The following is a 19,173-nucleotide window of genomic DNA, read 5'->3' as shown; positions in this document are numbered from 1 at the left end:
CTGCGCTTGACCGAGCTTGATTGGCAGGCCGAAGCCTATTTCTCTACTTCTTTTCGTTGCGCCAGTCGTGCAGCGTCTCCTTGCGCGGTATCGGCGGCGTGCTGCCGCCGCCCCGTTTGCTGATCAGCGGCAGCGCGCCGCTGATCACGAACACTACACAGATGACAAAAACGATCCAGCCTGCGCTCATGGCATATCACTCCTTGGGGAACAAATCAGGCTTGTCCGGTCTTGTTGACCCGCTGGAAGAGGCCGCGTAGCGTACTCTGGAGATCGGCGGGCAGCAGAACGACTTTGGCGTTCTCGGATTCGGCGAGCCTGCCGACGCTGCTGATGTATTTCTCGCCGAGCAGGTAGAGCATCGGCAGTTCGTTGTCGCCAAAGGCGGCGTTGACTTTCTTGATCGCCTGCGCCGACGCCTCGGCAAGGGTGATTTGCGCCACGGCGTCACGCTTGGCCGATTCCAGGCGCGCCTCGGCGCTGAGGATCATCGACTGCTTCTCGCCTTCGGCGCGGGTGACCATTGCCTTGCGCTCGCGTTCGGCCGAAGCCTGCAGTTCCATCGCCCGCTGCATCGATTGCGAGGGCTTGATGTCCTGGATCTCGACCGACTTGACGGTCAGTCCCCAGTCCAGCGCCTCGTCGGCGACGCCGGCTTTCAGGCGTGCCTTGATCATGTCGCGTGAGGACAGCGCTTCGTCCAGCTCCATGTCGCCGACGATCGAACGCAGCGTGGTCATGATCATGTTGCGAATCGCTTCGGAATAATCCTCGACGCCGTAGACGGCTTTGACCGGGTCGGTGACCTTGATGAACGAGATCGCATTGACCACGATCACCGCGTTGTCGCGGGTAATCACCTCCTGCTCCTGGACATCGAGAATGATGTCCTTGGTGGTCACCTTGTACGAGATGTTGTCGACGTAGGGAATGATGAAGCGCAGCCCGGGGAGCAGCGTCGTGCGGTATTTGCCGAGGCGCTGCACGATCCACTCTTCGCCCTGGGGAATGATGCGTACGCCGTTGGCGACGGTCACCACCACGAACAGGAGGATGACCAGGGATACGATGGTCATGCCGTTCATCAGGTTGCTCATCTTGCTTTCTCCACTTTGATATAGCTGCCGTTGACGGCGACGACGCGAACTCTTTCGCCAGCGGCGATTGCCGTGTCGGAATACGCCTCCCAAACATCGGCGCCGAGGATCGGCTTCTGGAACCGCACCTGGCCGCGGCTATCGGGGGTCAGGGCGGCGACCAGAATGCCGACCTCGCCGGCTACCGTTGCCGCCGAAGTGCCGACCGTGGTCATCGTTCGTGGCCGGAGGTAGCGAAACCAGATCCCCACCAGCACGGCCGAAAGGCCCGCCCAGAGGAGGAGCTGGGTCGGTAGCGCCGGGGCCGGTAGCGCCAGGGCCGGCGCGGCCAGCAGGATCAACCCGACCAGGGCCGCTGCGATCCCGAACCAGACCACGAAAAACGAGAACATGGCGAGTTCGGCCATCGTCAGGAGCAGTCCGAGTACCAGCCAGTGCCACCATTCCGGCGCAAACATGTCGTGTTCCTCTGTCAATTCGTCCGCGTACACCTCCGCGACTGAGCCCGGTTGCGCACGCGCGCGGCGTTTGCAAGCGTCAATCACTCGCGCAGCGAAGCCTGTGGATTAGACGCCAGAACGGGATGGCTGGCAAGTCGGGAGCTGGATTCCGCTGCCTGTCGGGCGGTTGTCGGAGCAGCAGCCTTGCTCGGAGCGCTTGCGGTGTTTCTGTTCAGCCGCTGTCGCCCGATTCATCGGGAAATGTTCGGCTGGACGCATCGCTGGCATAGCCGGCTACGTGTGGACGAAAGCCTCTTCGCGCCGGCAGCGTCGCTCGACCACGCGGCACAACAGCGCGGCGGCGGTCTCGATGGTCTGGGCGTCGATCGCGGCAAAGCCGAGGACCATCCCGGAGCGGCAGTTCGCAGCGTTGGCGTAATACATGGACAGCGGTCGCACGATGATGCCGGCTTCGAGCATCTCGTTGGACAGGGCGACATCGTCGAGAAGCTGGGTGAAGAAGTAGGGAAGATGCAAGCCGGCCAGACCTCCGGTGGTGCTTACCAGGTCGCCGAGCTGCGATTCGATGGCGCGGCGCAGCACGTTGCGGCGTTCCTGATAGATGCTGCGCACCCGTTTCAGGTGTGCGCCGAGGTGGCCTCCATCGATGAACTCGGCGAGTGCGGCCTGTTCGATCATGCGCCCTTCCCGGTAAAGCTCGGCGTTGCCGATGGCGAAGGCTTCGGCGAGTTGTTCGGGGACGACCAGATAGGCGAGGCGCAAACCGGGGAACATGGTCTTGCTGAAAGTGCCGAGATAGATCACGCGCTGCGAACGCGCTTGACCGAATAGCGAGCCGATGGTGTAGGGGTGATAGCGAATTTCGTTGTCGTAGTCATCCTCGATTACCCAGGCATTGTTCGTTTCGGCCAGTTCGAGAAGCTGCATGCGGCGACTGAGGGACATCACGACCCCGGTCGGGTACTGGCTCGAGGGGGAGACGAAGATCAGGCGCGGTGCTGCTGGCGCACCCGGCGGCGGTAGCGAGAGGCCTTCGTCGTCGACCGGGATCGGCGCGATCTGCAGGCCATTGGCGCGCAGGACGTTGCTCGCGCCCCAGTAGCCGGGGTCCTCCATCCAGGCATGATCGCCGTGGTCACAAAGCATGCGTGCGCAGAGATCGATGGCCTGGTGCGAGCCGTTGAGGATCAGGATTTGCCGCGGCGAACAGCTCATCCGGCGTGATGCGCGCAGGTAGTCGGCGAGCGCCGCTTTCAAGGGCCCGTAGCCGCCGTGGCTGTAGCGCGCGAGGTGGCGCTGTTCGAAGCGAATGTTTTTCGCCAGCAGGCGCCGCCAGGTGGCGAAGGGAAACAGACCGACGTCGGGCGCTCCCGGCAGGAAGGCGCCGCCCTGGATGCGGCTGCTGGTGGCGTGCTGCGCGATCTCGCGACCGCGCCGCGACAAGCTCGTCGCCAGACTGGCCGGCGTGGGGTAATTGGCCGGGTGCGTTCGGCGCGCGGAGCCGGGCAAGGCCGCGGGCAGCGCTTCCGATACCAGCGTGCCGGAGCCGCCGCGACTCTGCAGATAGCCTTCGACGAGCATTTGCTCGTACACCCTGACCAGCGTGCTGCGGCTGACGCCGAGTTCGCTGGCCAGGCGTCGGGTTGGCGGAAGCGGGCTGCCAGCAGGCAATTCGCCGTCGAGAATCAAGCGCCGCAGGACAAGGTGCAGGGCGGCTTGCGTCCGCGATCCCCGCGGCTCGCTCTCGAATCGATCACGAATGAGCTCTATGTGCAGCGACTTGTCCATCGGTGAACGGCTGAACGGATTCGTTGATGAGGGCGGGCAGAATTGGTATCAGAACTTATCAGGCAATTGGTTCGATTGTGCACCGTTTTGGGGCGTACAGTCAATTCTTAACCTCCGCAATGCGCAGCGCACGCGAGGAGGTGTTCGCGCCGGTGGCGCCGGTTTTTGCGTTCAAGCCGCGGCTGAAGCGGTGGCCATAGTCACCGATACCGGGTATGGTCTGGCGTCTTCGGTGATTTCTGTCAAGGGACGACCCATCTTGGCGGTTTTTTCGTCCGCCTTCCGTCTTTTCGACAATCGCCCTGGTTCACTACCGAGAATTTGGCAAGATGGTAGGTTGTTTGACAGAAGTCGCCTTAACTGCGCCTGCGGGCGAATTGAAGAGGAGAAGGAAATGACGGTAGCTAAGGAAAAGACGAGCACCCAAACCAACGCCGAGCTGATGGCCCGCCGCCAGGCGGCCTTGCCTAGAGGTGTCGGCCAGGCGCATCCGCTGTTCGCGGAGCGTGCCCGGAACGCCGAGATCTGGGACGTCGAGGGTCGTCGCTGGATCGACTTCTGCGCCGGTATCGCGGTGGTCAATACCGGGCACTGCCATCCGCGGCTGATCGCTGCAGCACGCGAGCAACTGGAAGCGTTCACGCACACCTGCTTCCAGGTGGTCGCCTACGAGTCCTATGTCGAGTTGTGCGAGCGGCTCAATGCCGCTGCCCCGGGCAGCACGCCGAAGAAATCCTTTCTGGTCAATACCGGCGCGGAAGCGGTTGAGAACGCGGTGAAGATCGCCCGCGCGGCCACCGGACGGAAGGGCGTCATCGCTTTCGGCGGTGGCTTCCATGGTCGGACCATGTTCGGTCTGGCGCTGACCGGCAAGGTGGCTCCGTACAAGGTCAAATTCGGGCCCTTCCCTGGCGGCATCTTCCACGTGCCGTTTCCGAATGCCCTGCACGGCGTCTCGGAAGATGACTCCATCGCCGCCATCGAACGGCTCTTCGCCTATAGCATCGAAGCCACCGATGTCGGCGCCATCGTTATCGAACCCGTACAAGGCGAGGGAGGCTATCTGCCTGCACCGCTCGGTTTCCTGCGTCGCTTGCGGACCTTGTGCGACAAGCACGGGATCCTGCTGGTTGCCGACGAAGTGCAGTCCGGCATCGCCCGTTGCGGCAAGCTGTTTGCCACAGAACACTACGACGTCGAGGCGGACATCATTACCCTGGCCAAGGGTCTTGGTGGTGGCCTGCCGGTTGCCGCCATCGTCGGCAAAGCCGAGATCATGGATGCGGCAGAAGTCGGCGGTCTCGGTTCCACTTACGCCGGCAGTCCGATTGCCGTCGCCGGCGCGCTGGCGGTGCTCGACATTGTCGAGGAAGAACAGCTCTGCAGTCGCTCGATGGCTCTCGGCGAGCGCATGCGTACTCGCTTCACGGCGATGCAGGCGAAGTATGCGAGCATCGCCGACGTGCGCGGCCTCGGGGCGATGACGGCGGTCGAGTTCTGTCGCCATGGTGACCCGCAGCAACCGGCTGCAGATTTGGCCACGGCGCTCAAGAACGAAGCGGCGAAACGTGGTCTGCTGTTGCTGTTGTGCGGATCGCACGGTAATGTACTGCGCGTAATGATTTCGCTGACCATCTCCGAGGCGCTTCTGGACGAGGGCCTGGATGTCATCGAGGCCTCACTGCAGGCGATTGGCGCCTGAGTTGGCGACGCTGCCGGAATGCCTATCCGACATTCCGGCATTCCGGCTTGCTCAGGAGCTGCGCATCTGCCACTTGCCGCCAGCGGTGATCCGGTTGCGTTCGGTAGCCCGGAGCTTGACGTCAATTCGACAAATTTTTGTAGCGATACATCCCTAAAGCGGCAGGAGAGCCCATTTCATGATTCCTTTTTCAATTGCCGGTATCCAGATGAACATCTCGATGGAGCGTGAGAACATCACCGCGATGGGGCACAAGCTGGATGTCGTCATGGCCCGTTTTCCATGGGTGCAGATGGTCGTCTTCAGCGAACTGGCTCCCTTCGGGCCGGCGCCTTATCATGCGCAGCCGACCGGCGGGCCGGCCGAGCAGATTTTTTGCCAGATGGCCGCCAAGCACGGCCTCTGGTTGCTGCCGGGGTCGATGTTCGAACGCATTGGTGATGACATCTACAACACCACGCCGGTGATCGATCCGAACGGAACGGTGGTCGCCCGTTACCGCAAGATGTTCCCTTTCCTGCCTTACGAAATGGGTATCAAGCCCGGAACCGACTTCTGCGTGTTTGACATCCCCAACATCGGGCGTTTCGGTGTCTCCATCTGCTACGACATGTGGTTTCCCGAAACGACCCGCACGCTGGTCTCGATGGGGGCGGAATGCATTCTTCATCCGACCATGACCGACACCATTGACCGCGATGTCGAGCTGCCGATCGCCCGCGCCAATGCAACCATCAATCAGTGCTATTTTTTCGATGTGAATGGTGTGGGCGACTGCGGCACCGGTCGTTCGATCATCGTTGGCCCTTCCGGCTACGTCATCCATGAAGCCGGCGGTGGCGAAGAAATCATGCCGGTGGAAATCGATATATCGCGTGTTCGTCGAGAGCGCGAGGTGGGCATTCGTGGCCTCGGGCAAACGCTGAAGAGCTTCCGTGACCGACCGATCGAGTTCCCGGTGTACCAGAAACATCTCGGGCATGAGGGGGACTATCTGAATAGCCTGGGTCCGCTGATCAAGCCGACGCGCGGAACACGTTCAGAGCCTGTTGTCCTGCCGGCCGGCGTAGTTGCCGGGCCGGACGGATTGCACGTCAAGGTGGCCGATCTGAAAACGAACATCGACGTCGCTGCCGCCCTGACGGAGAACTCGGCACCGTACTTTTCTGGTCCATGAGTCGCTTGCTTGCTGTCAAAGTCGCGCACGCGACTCACGAAACTCCCTTCGCCACCTGCGACCGAAGGGCTGGGAGAAGAGGGGGCGGTCATGACCTTGGTGACCGTTAGCGGGCGAAAGAGGGTGGCCTGGTGAGTACCGGTTTGATGATTGTCGGGCTGGCCATCGGCACCCTTCTCGGATTCGGGATTTTTGCGCTTCAGCAGCGCCGCAACAAAGCAGTACCTCAGACAAATACACCACCTCAGAGGAGACAAGAAATGACTCAAGCCCCGTTGTCAACAATCACCAGCATGTCCGACTTGCGCCTGTTTTTTCACCGCAACAAGCGTCCTATCTATTTCATCAGTGCCACCAACTTCAATCTGGCGGGCATGGACGAAAGGGTGCCGCACTTCAAGCACATCAACTACATCGATTGCTACGACGGTCGTCACCCGAACGTCTTCGTTCCCAAGGAGCAGCCGCATCCGGAGTTCGAAGGCATCGAGGACATCAACAACTATCTGTTGCAGAACAAGGAAGTCATCGATTACATCAAGGGGCGCGGCGGCGATCCGGTCGCCGTGTTCCTGATGTTCGACGAAAAGACCGAGGAGTTGTGCAAGGACCTGGGCATCGAGCTGTGGTTTCCGCCGGCCTCCCTGCGCACGCGTTGCGACAACAAGATGGAAACGGTACGCATCGGCAACAAGGCCGGTGTGCCGTCGGTGCCGAACGTGCTGGCCAAGGTCGAAAGCTACCAACAGCTGATCAAGCTGACCGAGGAAAACGGCCTGGGTAGCGACCTGGTGATTCAGTCGGCTTTTGGCGACTCGGGTCACACCACTTTCTTTATTTCGAACGAAGAAGAGTGGAAAAAGTACGCTGACGAGATCGTCAAGGATCCCGAGGTCAAGGTAATGAAGCGGATCAACTGCCGCGGCGGCACGCTCGAAGCCTGCGTCACTCGCTGTGGCACCGTGGTCGGACCACTGTTGACCGAAATCGTCGGCGCCAAGGAGTTGACGCCGTACAAGGGGGGCTGGTGCGGCAACGAGGTCTTTCCGGGCGCCTTTCCCGAAAAGGCACGAATCACCGCGCGCGACTACGCCTATACCTTCGGCAACCAGCTGCTCGAGGAAGGTTATCGCGGCTACTTCGATCTCGATTTTCTGGTTGATCAGGACAGCGAGGAGGTTTATCTGGGTGAACTCAATCCGCGCGTCTGCGGTGCCAGCCCGATGACCAACCACGCCGCTTTCTCCTATGCCGACGCGCCGCTGTTCTTCTTCCACCTGCTCGAGTTCAGCGGTGCGGACTTCAAGCTCGACGTGGCGGCGATGAACGAACGCTGGAAGAATCCGAAGTACATCGACAGCTGGAGCCAACTGGTGATGAAGTACACCGACAAGGAGGTGGATGTCGTCGAGCAGGCGCCACAATCCGGGATCTACCGCATGGACGACGCCGGCAAGGTCAGCTATCACCGCTTCGATTATCACCGCCTGGCGGTCGAAGGCGAGCACGAGGCATTCTGGCTGCGCATCACCGGCCCCGGCGACTACCGCTATGAAGGAGCCGATCTGGGGATTCTGATCACCCGCGGCCGTTCGATGACCGAAGAGTTCAAGCTCAACCCGCGCGCGGAGAACTGGATCAGCGGCATTCAGAGCTTCTACAAGGGCCGGCCGCTGGATACCGGCATTCAGGAACCGGCGCCGTCGGCCGGCGCGTTCAAGATCCTCTGAGCAGCGGCCGAGCTGGATGGCGCTCATTCAGACCCAGTCGCTGCTTTTCCGGGCCATCGAGGAAGCACGACCGGGCGCCATCTGGCAAGCGCTGTTTGCGGAGTTCTGGCCGTCGTATCGCCGCTGGTACCTGCAAGGCGGCAATGCGGCGCGCCCCTACTACCTGCCTTGCGTTCGGGCGCTGAAAAAGCACATGCCGGAGCTGCTGCCGACCTACGAAAGGCTGGCCGAGCTCGCTGGTGGCGGCGATCTGGAGGCCCGCTTCCTGTCGCTGTTCTGTCCGCCGCCGTATGTCACCGCGTGTTCGCAGGTCGCCTGGCCCGGTGCGCAGCCGCTACTGCTGCGCAACTACGACTATCCGGCGCAGTTGTGCGAAGGCGTGATCCTGAAGACCGCCTGGAACGGGCGCCAGGTGATCGGCGTCAGCGACTGCGTATGGGGTTTGCTCGACGGCATCAACGACGACGGCCTGGCGGTATCCCTGTCGTTTGGCGGCCGCCTGGACGTCGGCGAAGGATTCGGCGTGCCGCTGGTCCTGCGCTACGTCCTGGAAACCTGCAGCCGAACGGCTGCGGCGACTGCCGCTTTGGCGCGGGTGCCGGTGCACATGAGCTACAACGTGACCGTGCTTGATCGGCACGGCGACTTTGCGACGGTCTATATGGCGCCGGGCAAGAACGGCGATATCCAGCGCATTGCGGCGGCGACCAACCACCAGCAGAAGGTCGAGTGGCAGCAACATGCGCGTGCCACGTCGACGGTCGAGCGCCTGCGTTTGCTGCGGCTGATGCTGGACGACAGCGCGATCACCAGCGAGGCGCTGATCGCCGCTTTCCTGCAAGCGCCGATCTACTCGAACGCGTTTGCCCGTGGTCTTGGCACGCTCTACTCGGCCGCCTACTGGCCGGGCGAAGGGCGTGCCGATTTTCTCTGGCCAGGCCATAGCTGGTCACAGTCGTTTGCCGATTTCACGGTTGGCGCGCGGCTCATCGAGTTTGGCAGTTCCCCCACCACCGCCTAACGATACGCCAGGCATTGACCGGCGTGAGGAGACAAGCAATGAAGACAGAAAGCAAGAGCAAGAAGTCGCTGGGTGAATATTACAGCGCGCTGCAACTGCGGACCGACCGCTGGAGTGCCTTGAAAATCGCCTGCGAGCAACTCGTCCAGAGCAACTCGGATCGTCGGCGCAACGAAGCCGAGCGAAAAGTCGTCGAGTTGATCGACGCCTTGCGTCCGATCGAACTCTACTGGGCTTTCCCGGGGCACGACACTTTCGGCCGGCTCGGCGAACTGGTCACCCTGGGTCGCTTTGACGTGCTGGCCATTACCGTGCGCAACATCTGTCACGCGCTGCTGAGCAACAGCTATCGACACAATCCGCATCACCACGACGTCGAGGAGTTGACCGAGGGCAGTCCGGACGACGAGTCCACCGAAAATGCGACCAAGGATGTGCTCTACTTCGAGGTCTTGTTCGTAGACAAGTTTTCGCCGATGCAGGAAGAGAATCTGCGTCGCACCCTGCGTTCGCTGCGCCGCCCCGAGGACCCCTTCCTCTATGAACCGGTGTTCGTACCCAGCCTCACCGATGCCCTGATCGGCGTGATGTTCAACCACAACGTGCAGGCGGTGGTTATTCGCAACGACCTGAAGCGCGAGTCGGAACAGACCCTGGAACTCCTGCATCGCTATCTTTCGCGCCTCGAAGAGGCGGTTCTGGAAGAGGTGGAACCTAAGGAGTACGGTCCCGAACTGTGCCGGATGATTGCCAAGCTTCGTCCCGAACTCGACGTCTATCTGTTCACCGATCAGTCGGTCGAAGAGATAGCCGGTACCAAGCTCGGCAACTGCCGGCGGGTCTTCTACAATCAGGAAGACCATCTGGACCTGCACCTGAACATCCTGCGCGGCGTTTCGGAGCGCTTCGAGGCGCCCTTCTTCAACGCCCTGACGCAGTACGCGCGCATCCCCACCGGCGTCTTTCACGCCATGCCGATCAGTCGCGGCAAGTCGATTACCGCCTCGCACTGGATCAAGGACATGGGCGACTTCTACGGGATGAACATCTTCCTGGCAGAAACCTCGGCCACCTCGGGCGGCCTCGACAGTCTGCTCGAGCCGCACGGTCCGATCAAGAAAGCGCAGGAGATGGCCGCCCGTGCCTTCGGCTCGAAACAGACTTTCTTCGCCACCAACGGCACGTCCACCTGCAACAAGATCGTCGTGCAGGCGATTGTCCGCCCCGGCGACATCGTGCTGGTCGATCGCGACTGCCACAAGTCACACCACTACGGCATGGTCCTCGCCGGCGCGCAGGTCGTTTATCTCGACAGCTACCCGCTCAACGCTTACTCGATGTACGGCGCCGTGCCGATCAAGGAAATCAAGCACCGGCTGTTGGAATTGCGGGCGGCAGGCAAACTCGACCGGGTGCGCATGTTGCTGCTGACCAACTGCACGTTCGATGGCGTGGTCTACAACGTCGAGCGGGTGATGGAGGAATGCCTGGCGATCAAGCCCGATCTGGTCTTCCTGTGGGACGAGGCGTGGTTTGCCTTTGCCCGTTTTGGTCCCGCCTACCGCCGGCGCACGGCGATGTACTGCGCCGGCCTGCTGCGCGAGCGTTACCGTTCGCCCGAGTACCGTGCGGCCTACGCCGAGTACCAGGAAAAAATGGCCGGTGCCGATGACGAAACGCTGCTCAAAACTCGGCTGATGCCAGACCCGGACCAGGTGCGGGTGCGTGCCTACGCCTGTCAATCGACGCACAAGACGCTGACCGCGCTGCGTCAGGGGTCGATGATCCACGTGCACGATCAGGACTTCAAGGACGAAGTCGAGCAGGCCTTCCACGAGGCCTACATGACGCACACCTCCACTTCGCCGAACTATCAAATCATTGCTTCGCTGGATATCGGCCGGCGGCAGGTCGAGCTCGAGGGCTTCGAGTTCATCCAGCGCCAGGTCGAGCAGGCGATGTCGCTGCGCAAGGTGATCAATACCCACCCGCTGATCAGCAAGTATTTTCACGTCCTCACCGTTGCCGAAATGATTCCGGACGAGTATCGCAAGTCGGGGATCAAGAGCTACTGGGATCCGGAGCATGGCTGGAGCGACATCATGGCCGCCTGGAGCGAGGACGAATTCGTCCTCGATGCGACGCGGATCACGCTGTCGGTGGCGGGTTCGGGCTGGGACGGAGACACCTTCAAGAACGAAATCCTGATGAACAAGCACGGTATCCAGATCAACAAGACCTCGCGCAACACGGTGCTGTTCATGACCAACATCGGCACCACGCGCTCGTCGGTGGCCTATCTGATCGAGGTCCTGGTCAAGATCGCGCGCGATCTGGACGACCGCCTCGACGACGCCAGTAACGTCGAGCGCAAGATCTTCACGCGCCAGGTCAAGGCCTTGCGCGAGGATCTGCCGCCGCTGCCCGATTTCAGCTGCTTTCACGATTCGTTCCGCCTGAGTTCGGGCGAAGGCACGCCGGAGGGCGACATCCGCTCGGCGTTCTTCCTCGCTTACGACGAGAGCAAGTGCGAATACGTGCCGATCGCCGGTCGGGCCATCGAGAAGGAACTCGCCGCCGGACGGCAGCTGGTGTCGACCACTTTTGTCATCCCGTACCCGCCAGGTTTTCCGATTCTGGTCCCGGGACAGGTGATCAGTCAGGAAATCATTACCTTCATGCGCGCTCTGGACGTCAAGGAGATTCACGGCTACCGGCCCGAACTTGGCCTGCGCGTGTTTACCGAGCACGCGCTGGCGGTGCTCGAGGTATCACCGTCGTCGATTCAGGAACTGCCGACCTGAGAGCGGCCGGCGGCGCGGCTCGCCGCTCTTCGGGTCGCGCCGACTCGTTCACTTACCGAGAGAAGAGGAGCGCTAGCGATGCAGAGCGAAACGATCATTTATCGATCGGCCGACGGGATCGCAGAAATCCGTTTGAACCGGCCCGAGCGGCTTAACGCGGTCACGCAGCAACTCTACGACGAAGTCAACGCCGCGCTCGGCGTCGCCGAAGCCGACCGCGACGTGCGGGTGGTGCTGTTGACCGGCGAGGGCCGGGCCTTCTGCGTTGGCGCTGACCTCAAGGCCCATAAGGCGGGCCGAACGGCATTCGAGCGACGCCAGTATCTGCTTGGCGAGCAGCGAGTCTGCAAGCGGCTGCTGTTGTTGTCGAAGCCGGTCGTTGCCGCGGTCAATGGTTTTGCGCTCGGCGCCGGTGCCGAAATGGCGATCGCTTCGGACTTCATTCTGATGGCCGAGAGCGCGCAGATCGGCCTGCCCGAAGTCAGTATCGGCACTTTTCTCGGCGGGGGCGTGACCTATTTGCTGCCGCGCCTGGTCGGGCTGGCCAAGGCGCGCGAACTGGTCTTTCTTGGCGAACGCATCAAAGGCGAAGAGGCGGTACGCATCGGCCTGGCCAATCGCGTCCTGCCCGATGCCGGCTTTCTCGACGCGGCGCGTGAATTCGCGGCACGGATCGCCGGCAAAGCGCCCTTGTCGATGCAACTGGCCAAGGAACAGCTGAACATGGCTGCGGAACGTACGCTCGACGCCGCACTGACCGCCGAGCTCGAGGGAATGACTTTCGTCGGTAGCACGCAGGACTGGCAGGAGGGCATCGACGCCTTCGCCGAAAAGCGCTTGCCGGTTTTCAAGGGCTGCTGAGATGACGACCAGCAAACCTGCAAGCCCGCGCAGCCCGCTGCACGATTTTCTCGCCCCCGATTCGATCGCCATCATCGGCGCCTCAACCGATCCCACCAAGCGTGGCTACAAGGCCATGGTCGGGCTGATCAAGGACGGCTACGCGGGCAAAATCTACCCCATCAATCCGAAGGTGGATAGGGTTCTTGGTGTCAAGGCCTACCCGTCTCTGGCCGACATTCCGGGTACTGCCGATCTGGCGCTGATCTGTACGCCGGCTTCCTCGCTGCCGGCTTTGCTGGTCGAATGCGGCAAGAAGGGTGTCAAGGGGGCGGTGATCCTGGCCAGCGGCTTTCGCGAGACGGGCCGCCCGGAAGGTATCCAGCTGGAGCAGGAAATGCTGGCTGCCGCACGCCAGAGCGGCGTACGGGTCATTGGCCCGAATACCTCGGGAATGTTCAACCTGCACAAGAAGCTGAATCTGCTGGCGCTGAGCAATGTGAAGGCCGGCGGTATCGGCCTCATCTCGCAATCGGGCAACATGCTGTTGTCGCTGGTGCTGGAAGCAGAGCGCAACGGTCACGTCGGCTTCAGCACCTACGCCGGGCCGGGCAACCAGGCCGATATCGGCTTCAATGATTATCTGCGCTACCTTGGCGAAGATCCGCAGACCCGTGTTGCGACGCTGTACGTCGAAGGCTTTCGTGACGGGCGTCGCTTCCTTGACGCGGCGCGCGAAATCACGGCGCTGAAACCGGTGGTGGTGTACAAGTCCGGATCAACCGCAGCGGGTCAGAAGGCGGCCAGTTCGCACACCGGCGCGCTGGCCGGTAGCTATGCGATGACGGTCGACGTCTTGCGTCAGGTCGGCGTCAGCGTGGTGCAGCATTCCGACGAAATTCTGCCCGTCGCCGAAGGTCTGGGGCTGTTGCAGAAGGCAGGTGGCAAGCGCGTGGTGGTCGTCGCCGACGGTGGCGGGCAGGCGACCATCGCCTGCGATCGCCTCGCCGAAGCCGGGCTTGAACTGGCGGAGCTGAGCGCGGCAACGCAAAGACGCCTTGGCGAAATCCTTTTCCCGCAGGCCTCGCTGGTCAATCCTGTGGACGTCGCCGGCAGTAGCGACGCCAACCCGGCACTGCTCGCCGATTGTCTGGAAATCGTCGCCGCCGACGATAAGGTCGACAGCATTTTCCTGGTCGGCATGTTCGGCGGCTATTACACGCGCTTTGCCGAAGACCTGCTCGGCGGCGAAATGCGTGGCGCCGAAGCAATGATCGAACTGGCGCGTAACTGCGCTAAACCGTTGATCGTCTATAGCCTCTACGCGCCGGTCAATCCGCCGGCCCTGCGCCGACTGCACGAAGCAGGTGTGCCGGTCTACAGTTCGATTGAACACGCCGTGCGCGTCCTGGCGGCACTGGGCGAACGCGGCATTTATCTGGCGGCAAGCAGCGGCCAGAAAAGCCCGCCGCCGGTGGTGCCCAGCCGCCAAGCGCAGCTCGCTTTTGCCAATGCTCAGGGCGAGGGCCGCGACCTCTTCGAATTCGAAGCCAGGAACTTGCTGCGCGCGCACGGCCTTGCCGTAGCGGAAGAGCTGCTGGCCAGTTCGCCTGACGATCTGGTCGGTATTGCGGCGCGCGTCGGCGATCAGCCGCTGGCCATGAAGGTGGTTTCCAAGGACATCCTGCACAAGTCGGATGCCGGCGGCGTCAAGCTCGACGTGCGCGGCGAAGCCGGCATGCGCAGTGCTTTCGACGAAATAATGGCCGCCAGCCGGGCCTACGATCCGCAGGCGGTGATCAAAGGGGTTCTCCTGACACCGATGGCGCGCAAGGGGGTCGAAGTCATCATTGGTGTCATTCGCGATCCCATTTTCGGGCCGGTTTTGATGTTCGGGCTGGGCGGCATTTTCGTCGAGATTCTCGAAGACGTTGCTTTCCGGGCCATTCCCCTGTCGCCGCATGACGCGTCGTCAATGCTCGAACAGCTCAAGTCGCGCAAGATCCTTGCCGGCGCGCGCGGCGAAGCGGCCGTCGATAAAGCGGCGCTGGTCGACTTGCTGCTGAAAGTGTCGAGCATCGTCGAGGCTTATCCGGAACTGCTCGAACTGGACCTCAACCCGGTCATCGCCCTGAGCGACGGTTATGCAATCGTTGATGCGCGGATAATCGTCAGCCGCGAAGCGGTCGTGCCAAAGAAGGTGTCGTGATGAACCTCCCGCGAGGCACCGATGCCCTGCTCGAAGTCGACCGCCGCGTGGCGCTTCTGACCCTCAATCGCGACGACGTCCGCAACGCCCGGACCGGACGCCTCGTCGGCGTCGAGGAGGCCAAGGCGCTGCGCCTTGCCAAGCGATTGATGAAAATGGCGCAACGCATGGAGTTAAAAGACTTTCTCGATCTTGGCGCTGCTTTTCAGGGGATGTGCCATAACGAAGTGGAGGATCCGGATGCGGTGCACAGGATGCTCAAGGAATGACTGCGGCGCTGCATCGGTAGCAAATATTTGCCTGGAATGGGTCTAGGCGCGAGCGGGTTTTGTGTGTAGAGTCGTTGCGCGTTGGTTTTCGTCGCTTGCCCGAAGCGCTATGTTTCGTTAGCTTGATGTCAGCCAGCGTGCCGACAGGATTGGGCATGACTGAGGAATGACTGCTCAGAAAGTGGCGCTGAGTTGATGGGGCGGCGGCGAAGTTTTGCTCACTTTCCCATCATCAGACTGCCACCCTGCCTGGTCGCGGGATGCCTCGTTTCCATCGCTTGAACATATTACAAGGAGACAACTTTGAACAAACTTAGCACTCTTGCCGCAGCCCTTGCCATTTCCGCCAGCGTCGCCAGCCCAACAGCGTTCGCGCAACAGAAATTCGTCACCATCGGTACGGGTGGCGTGACCGGCGTGTACTACGCGGCGGGCGGCGCGATCTGCCGCCTGATGAACAAGGAAAGGGCGACGCACGGCATTCGCTGCTCGGTCGAGAGTACCGGCGGCTCGGTCTATAACGTCAATACCATCAAGGCCGGTGAGCTTGACTTTGGCGTTGCTCAGTCCGACGTGGCGTACAACGCGCTGAAGGGAGAAAACCAGTTCAAGGGCGCAGCTTTCGGCGATTTGCGTTCGGTCTTCTCGATTCATCCCGAGCCCCTGGTCGTGCTCGCCCGCGAGGACGCCAAGGTCGTTTCGCTGCTCGACTTCAAGGGCAAGCGCTTCAACATCGGCAATCCGGGCTCCGGACAGCGCGCGACCATGGATATCCTGCTGCCGGCGCTGGGCATGAAAACCAGCGACTTCTCTCTGGTGTCCGAAATGAAGGCCGATGAACACGGTGCCGCGCTGTGCGATAACAAGATCGACGGCTTTGCCTACGTCGTCGGCAACCCGTCGGCGAATATCCAGGACCCGACCACCACCTGTCACGCGCAACTGGTCAATATCATCGGGCCGGCAGTTGACAAGCTGGTCAAGACCTATCCGTACTACGCGGCGGTGAGCATCCCGGGTGGAATGTACGCGCACAACCCGAACCCGACGAACACCTTCGGCGTGGTTGCGGCCTTTGTCTCGTCGTCGAAAGTTTCCAACGACGTGGTCTATGCGATGGTAAAAGCGGTCTTCGACAACCTCGACGACTTCAAGAAGCTGCATCCGGCTTTCGCGCATCTAGATCCGAAGGAAATGATCAAGAACGGCCTGTCCGCACCACTGCACGACGGCGCTGTGAAGTACTACAAGGAGAAGGGCTGGATGTAACGCGGTCGGAAGCATGCGGGAGCGGCGCGTAGTCGTGTAGTCATAGTCAGCCGTTCCCGGTAGACCTGCCGACGGCCCCGACGGGGCCGTCTTACGTTGAAGTCTGCGGAGGTTGTGCACATGGCTGAAAAAGAAACGGAGGCCGTCCTGACGGACGAGCAACTCAAACAACTGGTTGCCGAAGCAGACACCGGTGGTCGCAAGCCGGGCGGCGCGGTCGCCAAACTGATGATGTTTACGGCCCTGGCCTGGTCGCTGTTCCAACTCTGGATCGCTTCGCCGCTGCCGTATTCGCTGGGCATCCTGGTGCTCAATGACACCGAGTCGCGTTCGGTCCACCTGGCTTTTGCCATGTTTCTCGCTTATCTCGCCTACCCGGCATTCAAGAGTTCGCCGCGGGCCTATGTGCCGCTTCTGGACTGGGTGCTGGCTCTGGTCGGCGTTTTCTGCGCCTCGTATCTCTTCGTCTTCTACTCCGAGTTGTCCACGCGACCCGGCCAGCCGACGACGCTCGACCTGGTCGCCTCGGTCGCCGGCATCATCCTGCTGCTCGAAGCGGCACGGCGCGCGCTTGGCCTGCCGATGGTGATTCTGGCGGCGATTTTCATCGGCTACATTTTTCTCGGTCCACACATGCCGGACCTTATCGCCCACAAAGGAGCGTCTCTCGGCAAGGGCATGTCGCACCTGTGGTTGAGCACCGAAGGCGTCTTTGGCGTTGCGCTGGGTGTTTCATCGGGCTTTATCTTCCTCTTCGTGTTGTTCGGCGCCCTTCTGGAAACTGCCGGTGCCGGCAACTATTTCATCAAGTCGGCCATCTCGCTGCTCGGTCACCTGCGTGGTGGTCCGGCCAAGGCGGCTGTCGTTGCTTCGGCATGCACCGGGCTGATTTCCGGGTCGTCGATCGCCAACGTCGTGACCACCGGAACCTTCACCATTCCGCTCATGAAACGGGTCGGCTATCGTCCTGACAAGGCCGCCGCCGTCGAGGTCGCGGCTTCGGTCGACGGTCAGATCATGCCGCCGGTGATGGGCGCTGCAGCTTTCCTGATGGTCGAGTACGTCGGCATTCCCTACACGCAGGTGCTCAAGCACGCCATCCTGCCGGCGCTGATCTCCTACATCGCGCTGTTCTACATCGTGCATCTGGAAGCGATGAAGGCCGACATCCGTGGCATTCCGCACGTGCACGAGGCCAGCTTGAGCCAGCGCATGATTTCCTTCCTGATGACCGTTTCCGGAATGGTCATCCTTGCCGGCATCGTTTACTACGGCTTTGGCTGGCTCAAGGACGTCTTCGGTGATGCCTCGATCTATATTGTCGGCGTGATGATGATGGCGGCCTACATCGGCCTGTTGAAGTTCGGTACCCGTTATCCAGAGTTGCACATGGACGACCCGGATGCGCCTATCGAGCACTTGCCGGACGCCGGCCCGACGCTGAAATCGGGTCTGCACTTCCTGCTACCGGTGGTGGTGCTGATCTGGAACCTGATGGTCGAGGAACTTTCGCCGGCCTTGTCCGCCTTCTGGGCGACGGTGTTCCTGATGTTCATTCTGGTCACGCAAAGGCCGATCATTGCGCACTTCCGCAAGCAGGGCGATCCCGGCGGCGCGATTCGTCAGGGCTTTCAGGATCTGCTCGACGGCCTGGTTACCGGCGCGCGCAACATGATCGGCATCGGTATCGCCACGGCCGCCGCCGGCATCATCGTCGGTACCGTGACGCTGACCGGCATTGGTCTGGTGATGAGCGAGCTGGTCGAACTGATCTCGGGTGGCAACCTGATGATCATGCTCTGTCTGGTCGCGGTAATCTGCCTGATCCTCGGCATGGGTCTGCCAACGACCGCCAACTACATCGTCGTATCGACGCTGATGGCGCCGGTGGTCGTCGAACTCGGTGCGCAGAGTGGTTTGCTGGTGCCTCTGATCGCCGTGCATCTGTTCGTTTTCTATTTCGGGCTGATGGCCGACGTCACGCCGCCGGTAGGCCTGGCGTCGTATGCCGCCGCCGGGGTGGCACGCTGCGATCCGATCAAGGTCGGCGTGACCGCTTTCGGCTACAGCATTCGAACGGCGATCCTGCCCTTCATGTTCATCTTCAACACGCAGTTGCTGTTGATCGGTATCGACAATGCCTGGCACCTGTTCATGACCGTGTCCACCGCGATTCTTGCCAATCTGCTCTTTGCTGCGGCGACGCAGGGTTGGTTCATGGCCCGCAATCGCTGGTGGGAGGCGCTGCTCTTGCTGGTGGTGACTTTTACCCTCTTCCGTCCGGGTTTCTGGATGGACATCGTCCATCCGCCTTACGACAAGCTACCGCCGACCAGGATCATGGAGGTCGTCGAACAAGCCCCCGCCGATGACCGCCTGCGCGTCTGGATCGAGGGCGAGGACATCAATGGCAAGAAGATCTCCAAGGGCGTCCTGTTGCCGCTCGGTGCCCAGGCACCTGCGCTGCAGCGTCTCAACAGCGTCGGCCTGAGCCTGATGGCCTCGGGTGATCAGGTCGATATCCTGGGGGTCAAGTTTGGCAGCCGCGCGGCGAAGCTCGGTATCGAGCAGGGATTCACCATCACCGCGCTGGAAGTGGAGACGGCACGGCCGGCCAAGGAATGGTTCTACATTCCCGCTCTGCTGCTGATGGGGCTGGTCATCGTCATCCAGCGGCGGCGTGCTGCGGTGATTGCCGCTGACGAGCGGAAGCCGGCCAGCTAGCGACGACCGACCGCTAATCCCCGTCCGCTCGCAAGCTCGCGCCAGGTGATCCTGGCGGTTTCCGCATTTTTTGGAGCAGCGC

Annotated in this window: 13 protein-coding genes and 1 pseudogene; 10 read left to right on the top strand and 4 right to left on the bottom strand. The window is 61.6% G+C overall.

Translation table 11 applies throughout. The features are described 5' to 3' along the window. Window positions 1-43: 43 nt before the first annotated feature. From V5B40_RS11295 to V5B40_RS11280, 4 genes are all read right to left on the bottom strand, one after another. A complete protein-coding gene (locus V5B40_RS11295; RefSeq protein WP_332354604.1) occupies window positions 44-190 on the bottom strand; it encodes a hypothetical protein in 147 nt (48 codons plus the stop codon). Between the two features lie 25 nt (window positions 191-215). Then, a complete protein-coding gene (locus V5B40_RS11290; RefSeq protein ID WP_332354896.1) occupies window positions 216-1,085 on the bottom strand; it encodes an SPFH domain-containing protein in 870 nt (289 codons plus the stop codon). A gap of 8 nt (window positions 1,086-1,093) precedes the next feature. Next, window positions 1,094-1,555, bottom strand: coding sequence for an NfeD family protein (locus tag V5B40_RS11285; protein ID WP_332354603.1), 462 nt, complete (start codon window positions 1,553-1,555; stop codon window positions 1,094-1,096). Between the two features lie 276 nt (window positions 1,556-1,831). Beyond that, the gene (locus tag V5B40_RS11280) at window positions 1,832-3,346 is read right to left on the bottom strand and encodes a PLP-dependent aminotransferase family protein (protein ID WP_332354602.1); all 1,515 of its coding nucleotides are present in this window, start codon (window positions 3,344-3,346) and stop codon (window positions 1,832-1,834) included. 394 nt (window positions 3,347-3,740) lie between these two features. On the opposite strand from V5B40_RS11280, the gene gabT reads away from it, so the two are divergent. The 10 genes and pseudogenes from gabT (at window position 3,741) to V5B40_RS11230 (ending at window position 19,091) form a co-directional block, all read left to right on the top strand. Further along, window positions 3,741-5,048, top strand: a complete 1,308-nt coding sequence (gene gabT / locus V5B40_RS11275) for a 4-aminobutyrate--2-oxoglutarate transaminase (protein ID WP_332354601.1) — start codon at window positions 3,741-3,743, stop codon at window positions 5,046-5,048. Window positions 5,049-5,226: 178 nt separating this feature from the next. Beyond that, complete coding sequence (locus tag V5B40_RS11270; RefSeq protein ID WP_332354600.1) at window positions 5,227-6,225, top strand: carbon-nitrogen hydrolase family protein; 999 nt, start codon at window positions 5,227-5,229, stop codon at window positions 6,223-6,225. 260 nt (window positions 6,226-6,485) lie between these two features. Continuing rightward, window positions 6,486-7,955: a biotin carboxylase gene (locus V5B40_RS11265; RefSeq protein ID WP_169067120.1), complete on the top strand. Its 1,470-nt coding sequence runs from the start codon at window positions 6,486-6,488 to the stop codon at window positions 7,953-7,955. A 16-nt stretch (window positions 7,956-7,971) separates the two neighbouring features. Then, window positions 7,972-8,976 (top strand): C45 family peptidase, encoded by a 1,005-nt coding sequence (locus V5B40_RS11260; RefSeq protein ID WP_332354599.1) that lies wholly within the window; start codon window positions 7,972-7,974, stop codon window positions 8,974-8,976. A gap of 38 nt (window positions 8,977-9,014) precedes the next feature. Then, window positions 9,015-11,780, top strand: coding sequence for an aminotransferase class I/II-fold pyridoxal phosphate-dependent enzyme (locus V5B40_RS11255; protein WP_332354598.1), 2,766 nt, complete (start codon window positions 9,015-9,017; stop codon window positions 11,778-11,780). Between the two features lie 78 nt (window positions 11,781-11,858). Next, on the top strand, window positions 11,859-12,641 hold the full coding sequence (locus tag V5B40_RS11250; protein ID WP_332354597.1) for an enoyl-CoA hydratase/isomerase family protein: 783 nt from the start codon (window positions 11,859-11,861) through the stop codon (window positions 12,639-12,641). Window position 12,642: 1 nt separating this feature from the next. After that, the gene (locus tag V5B40_RS11245; RefSeq protein ID WP_332354596.1) at window positions 12,643-14,829 is read left to right on the top strand and encodes an acetate--CoA ligase family protein; all 2,187 of its coding nucleotides are present in this window, start codon (window positions 12,643-12,645) and stop codon (window positions 14,827-14,829) included. Window positions 14,830-14,951: 122 nt separating this feature from the next. After that, a pseudogene (locus V5B40_RS11240) lies at window positions 14,952-15,098 on the top strand (enoyl-CoA hydratase); the annotation flags it as partial. Window positions 15,099-15,401: 303 nt separating this feature from the next. Beyond that, on the top strand, window positions 15,402-16,367 hold the full coding sequence (locus V5B40_RS11235) for a TAXI family TRAP transporter solute-binding subunit (protein ID WP_332354595.1): 966 nt from the start codon (window positions 15,402-15,404) through the stop codon (window positions 16,365-16,367). A gap of 120 nt (window positions 16,368-16,487) precedes the next feature. Beyond that, window positions 16,488-19,091, top strand: a complete 2,604-nt coding sequence (locus V5B40_RS11230; protein ID WP_332354594.1) for a TRAP transporter permease — start codon at window positions 16,488-16,490, stop codon at window positions 19,089-19,091. Window positions 19,092-19,173 lie beyond the last annotated feature (82 nt).

The organism is Candidatus Accumulibacter meliphilus, from assembly GCF_036625345.1.
In the GTDB taxonomy this organism is placed as follows: domain Bacteria; phylum Pseudomonadota; class Gammaproteobacteria; order Burkholderiales; family Rhodocyclaceae; genus Accumulibacter; species Accumulibacter meliphilus.
The sequence above is the reverse complement of the archived record's forward strand: the minus strand, read 5'-3'. Positions and strand labels throughout refer to the sequence as shown.

Bases quoted from the DNA above. Each gene is read 5' to 3' on its own strand.
- V5B40_RS11295 (WP_332354604.1), bottom strand. From the start codon at position 190: ATGAGCGCAGGCTGGATCGTTTTTGTCATCTGTGTAGTGTTCGTGATC.
- V5B40_RS11290 (WP_332354896.1), bottom strand. From the start codon at position 1,085: ATGAACGGCATGACCATCGTATCCCTGGTCATCCTCCTGTTCGTGGTG.
- V5B40_RS11285 (WP_332354603.1), bottom strand. From the start codon at position 1,555: ATGTTTGCGCCGGAATGGTGGCACTGGCTGGTACTCGGACTGCTCCTG.
- V5B40_RS11280 (WP_332354602.1), bottom strand. From the start codon at position 3,346: ATGGACAAGTCGCTGCACATAGAGCTCATTCGTGATCGATTCGAGAGC.
- gabT (WP_332354601.1), top strand. From the start codon at position 3,741: ATGACGGTAGCTAAGGAAAAGACGAGCACCCAAACCAACGCCGAGCTG.
- V5B40_RS11270 (WP_332354600.1), top strand. From the start codon at position 5,227: ATGATTCCTTTTTCAATTGCCGGTATCCAGATGAACATCTCGATGGAG.
- V5B40_RS11265 (WP_169067120.1), top strand. From the start codon at position 6,486: ATGACTCAAGCCCCGTTGTCAACAATCACCAGCATGTCCGACTTGCGC.
- V5B40_RS11260 (WP_332354599.1), top strand. From the start codon at position 7,972: ATGGCGCTCATTCAGACCCAGTCGCTGCTTTTCCGGGCCATCGAGGAA.
- V5B40_RS11255 (WP_332354598.1), top strand. From the start codon at position 9,015: ATGAAGACAGAAAGCAAGAGCAAGAAGTCGCTGGGTGAATATTACAGC.
- V5B40_RS11250 (WP_332354597.1), top strand. From the start codon at position 11,859: ATGCAGAGCGAAACGATCATTTATCGATCGGCCGACGGGATCGCAGAA.
- V5B40_RS11245 (WP_332354596.1), top strand. From the start codon at position 12,643: ATGACGACCAGCAAACCTGCAAGCCCGCGCAGCCCGCTGCACGATTTT.
- V5B40_RS11230 (WP_332354594.1), top strand. From the start codon at position 16,488: ATGGCTGAAAAAGAAACGGAGGCCGTCCTGACGGACGAGCAACTCAAA.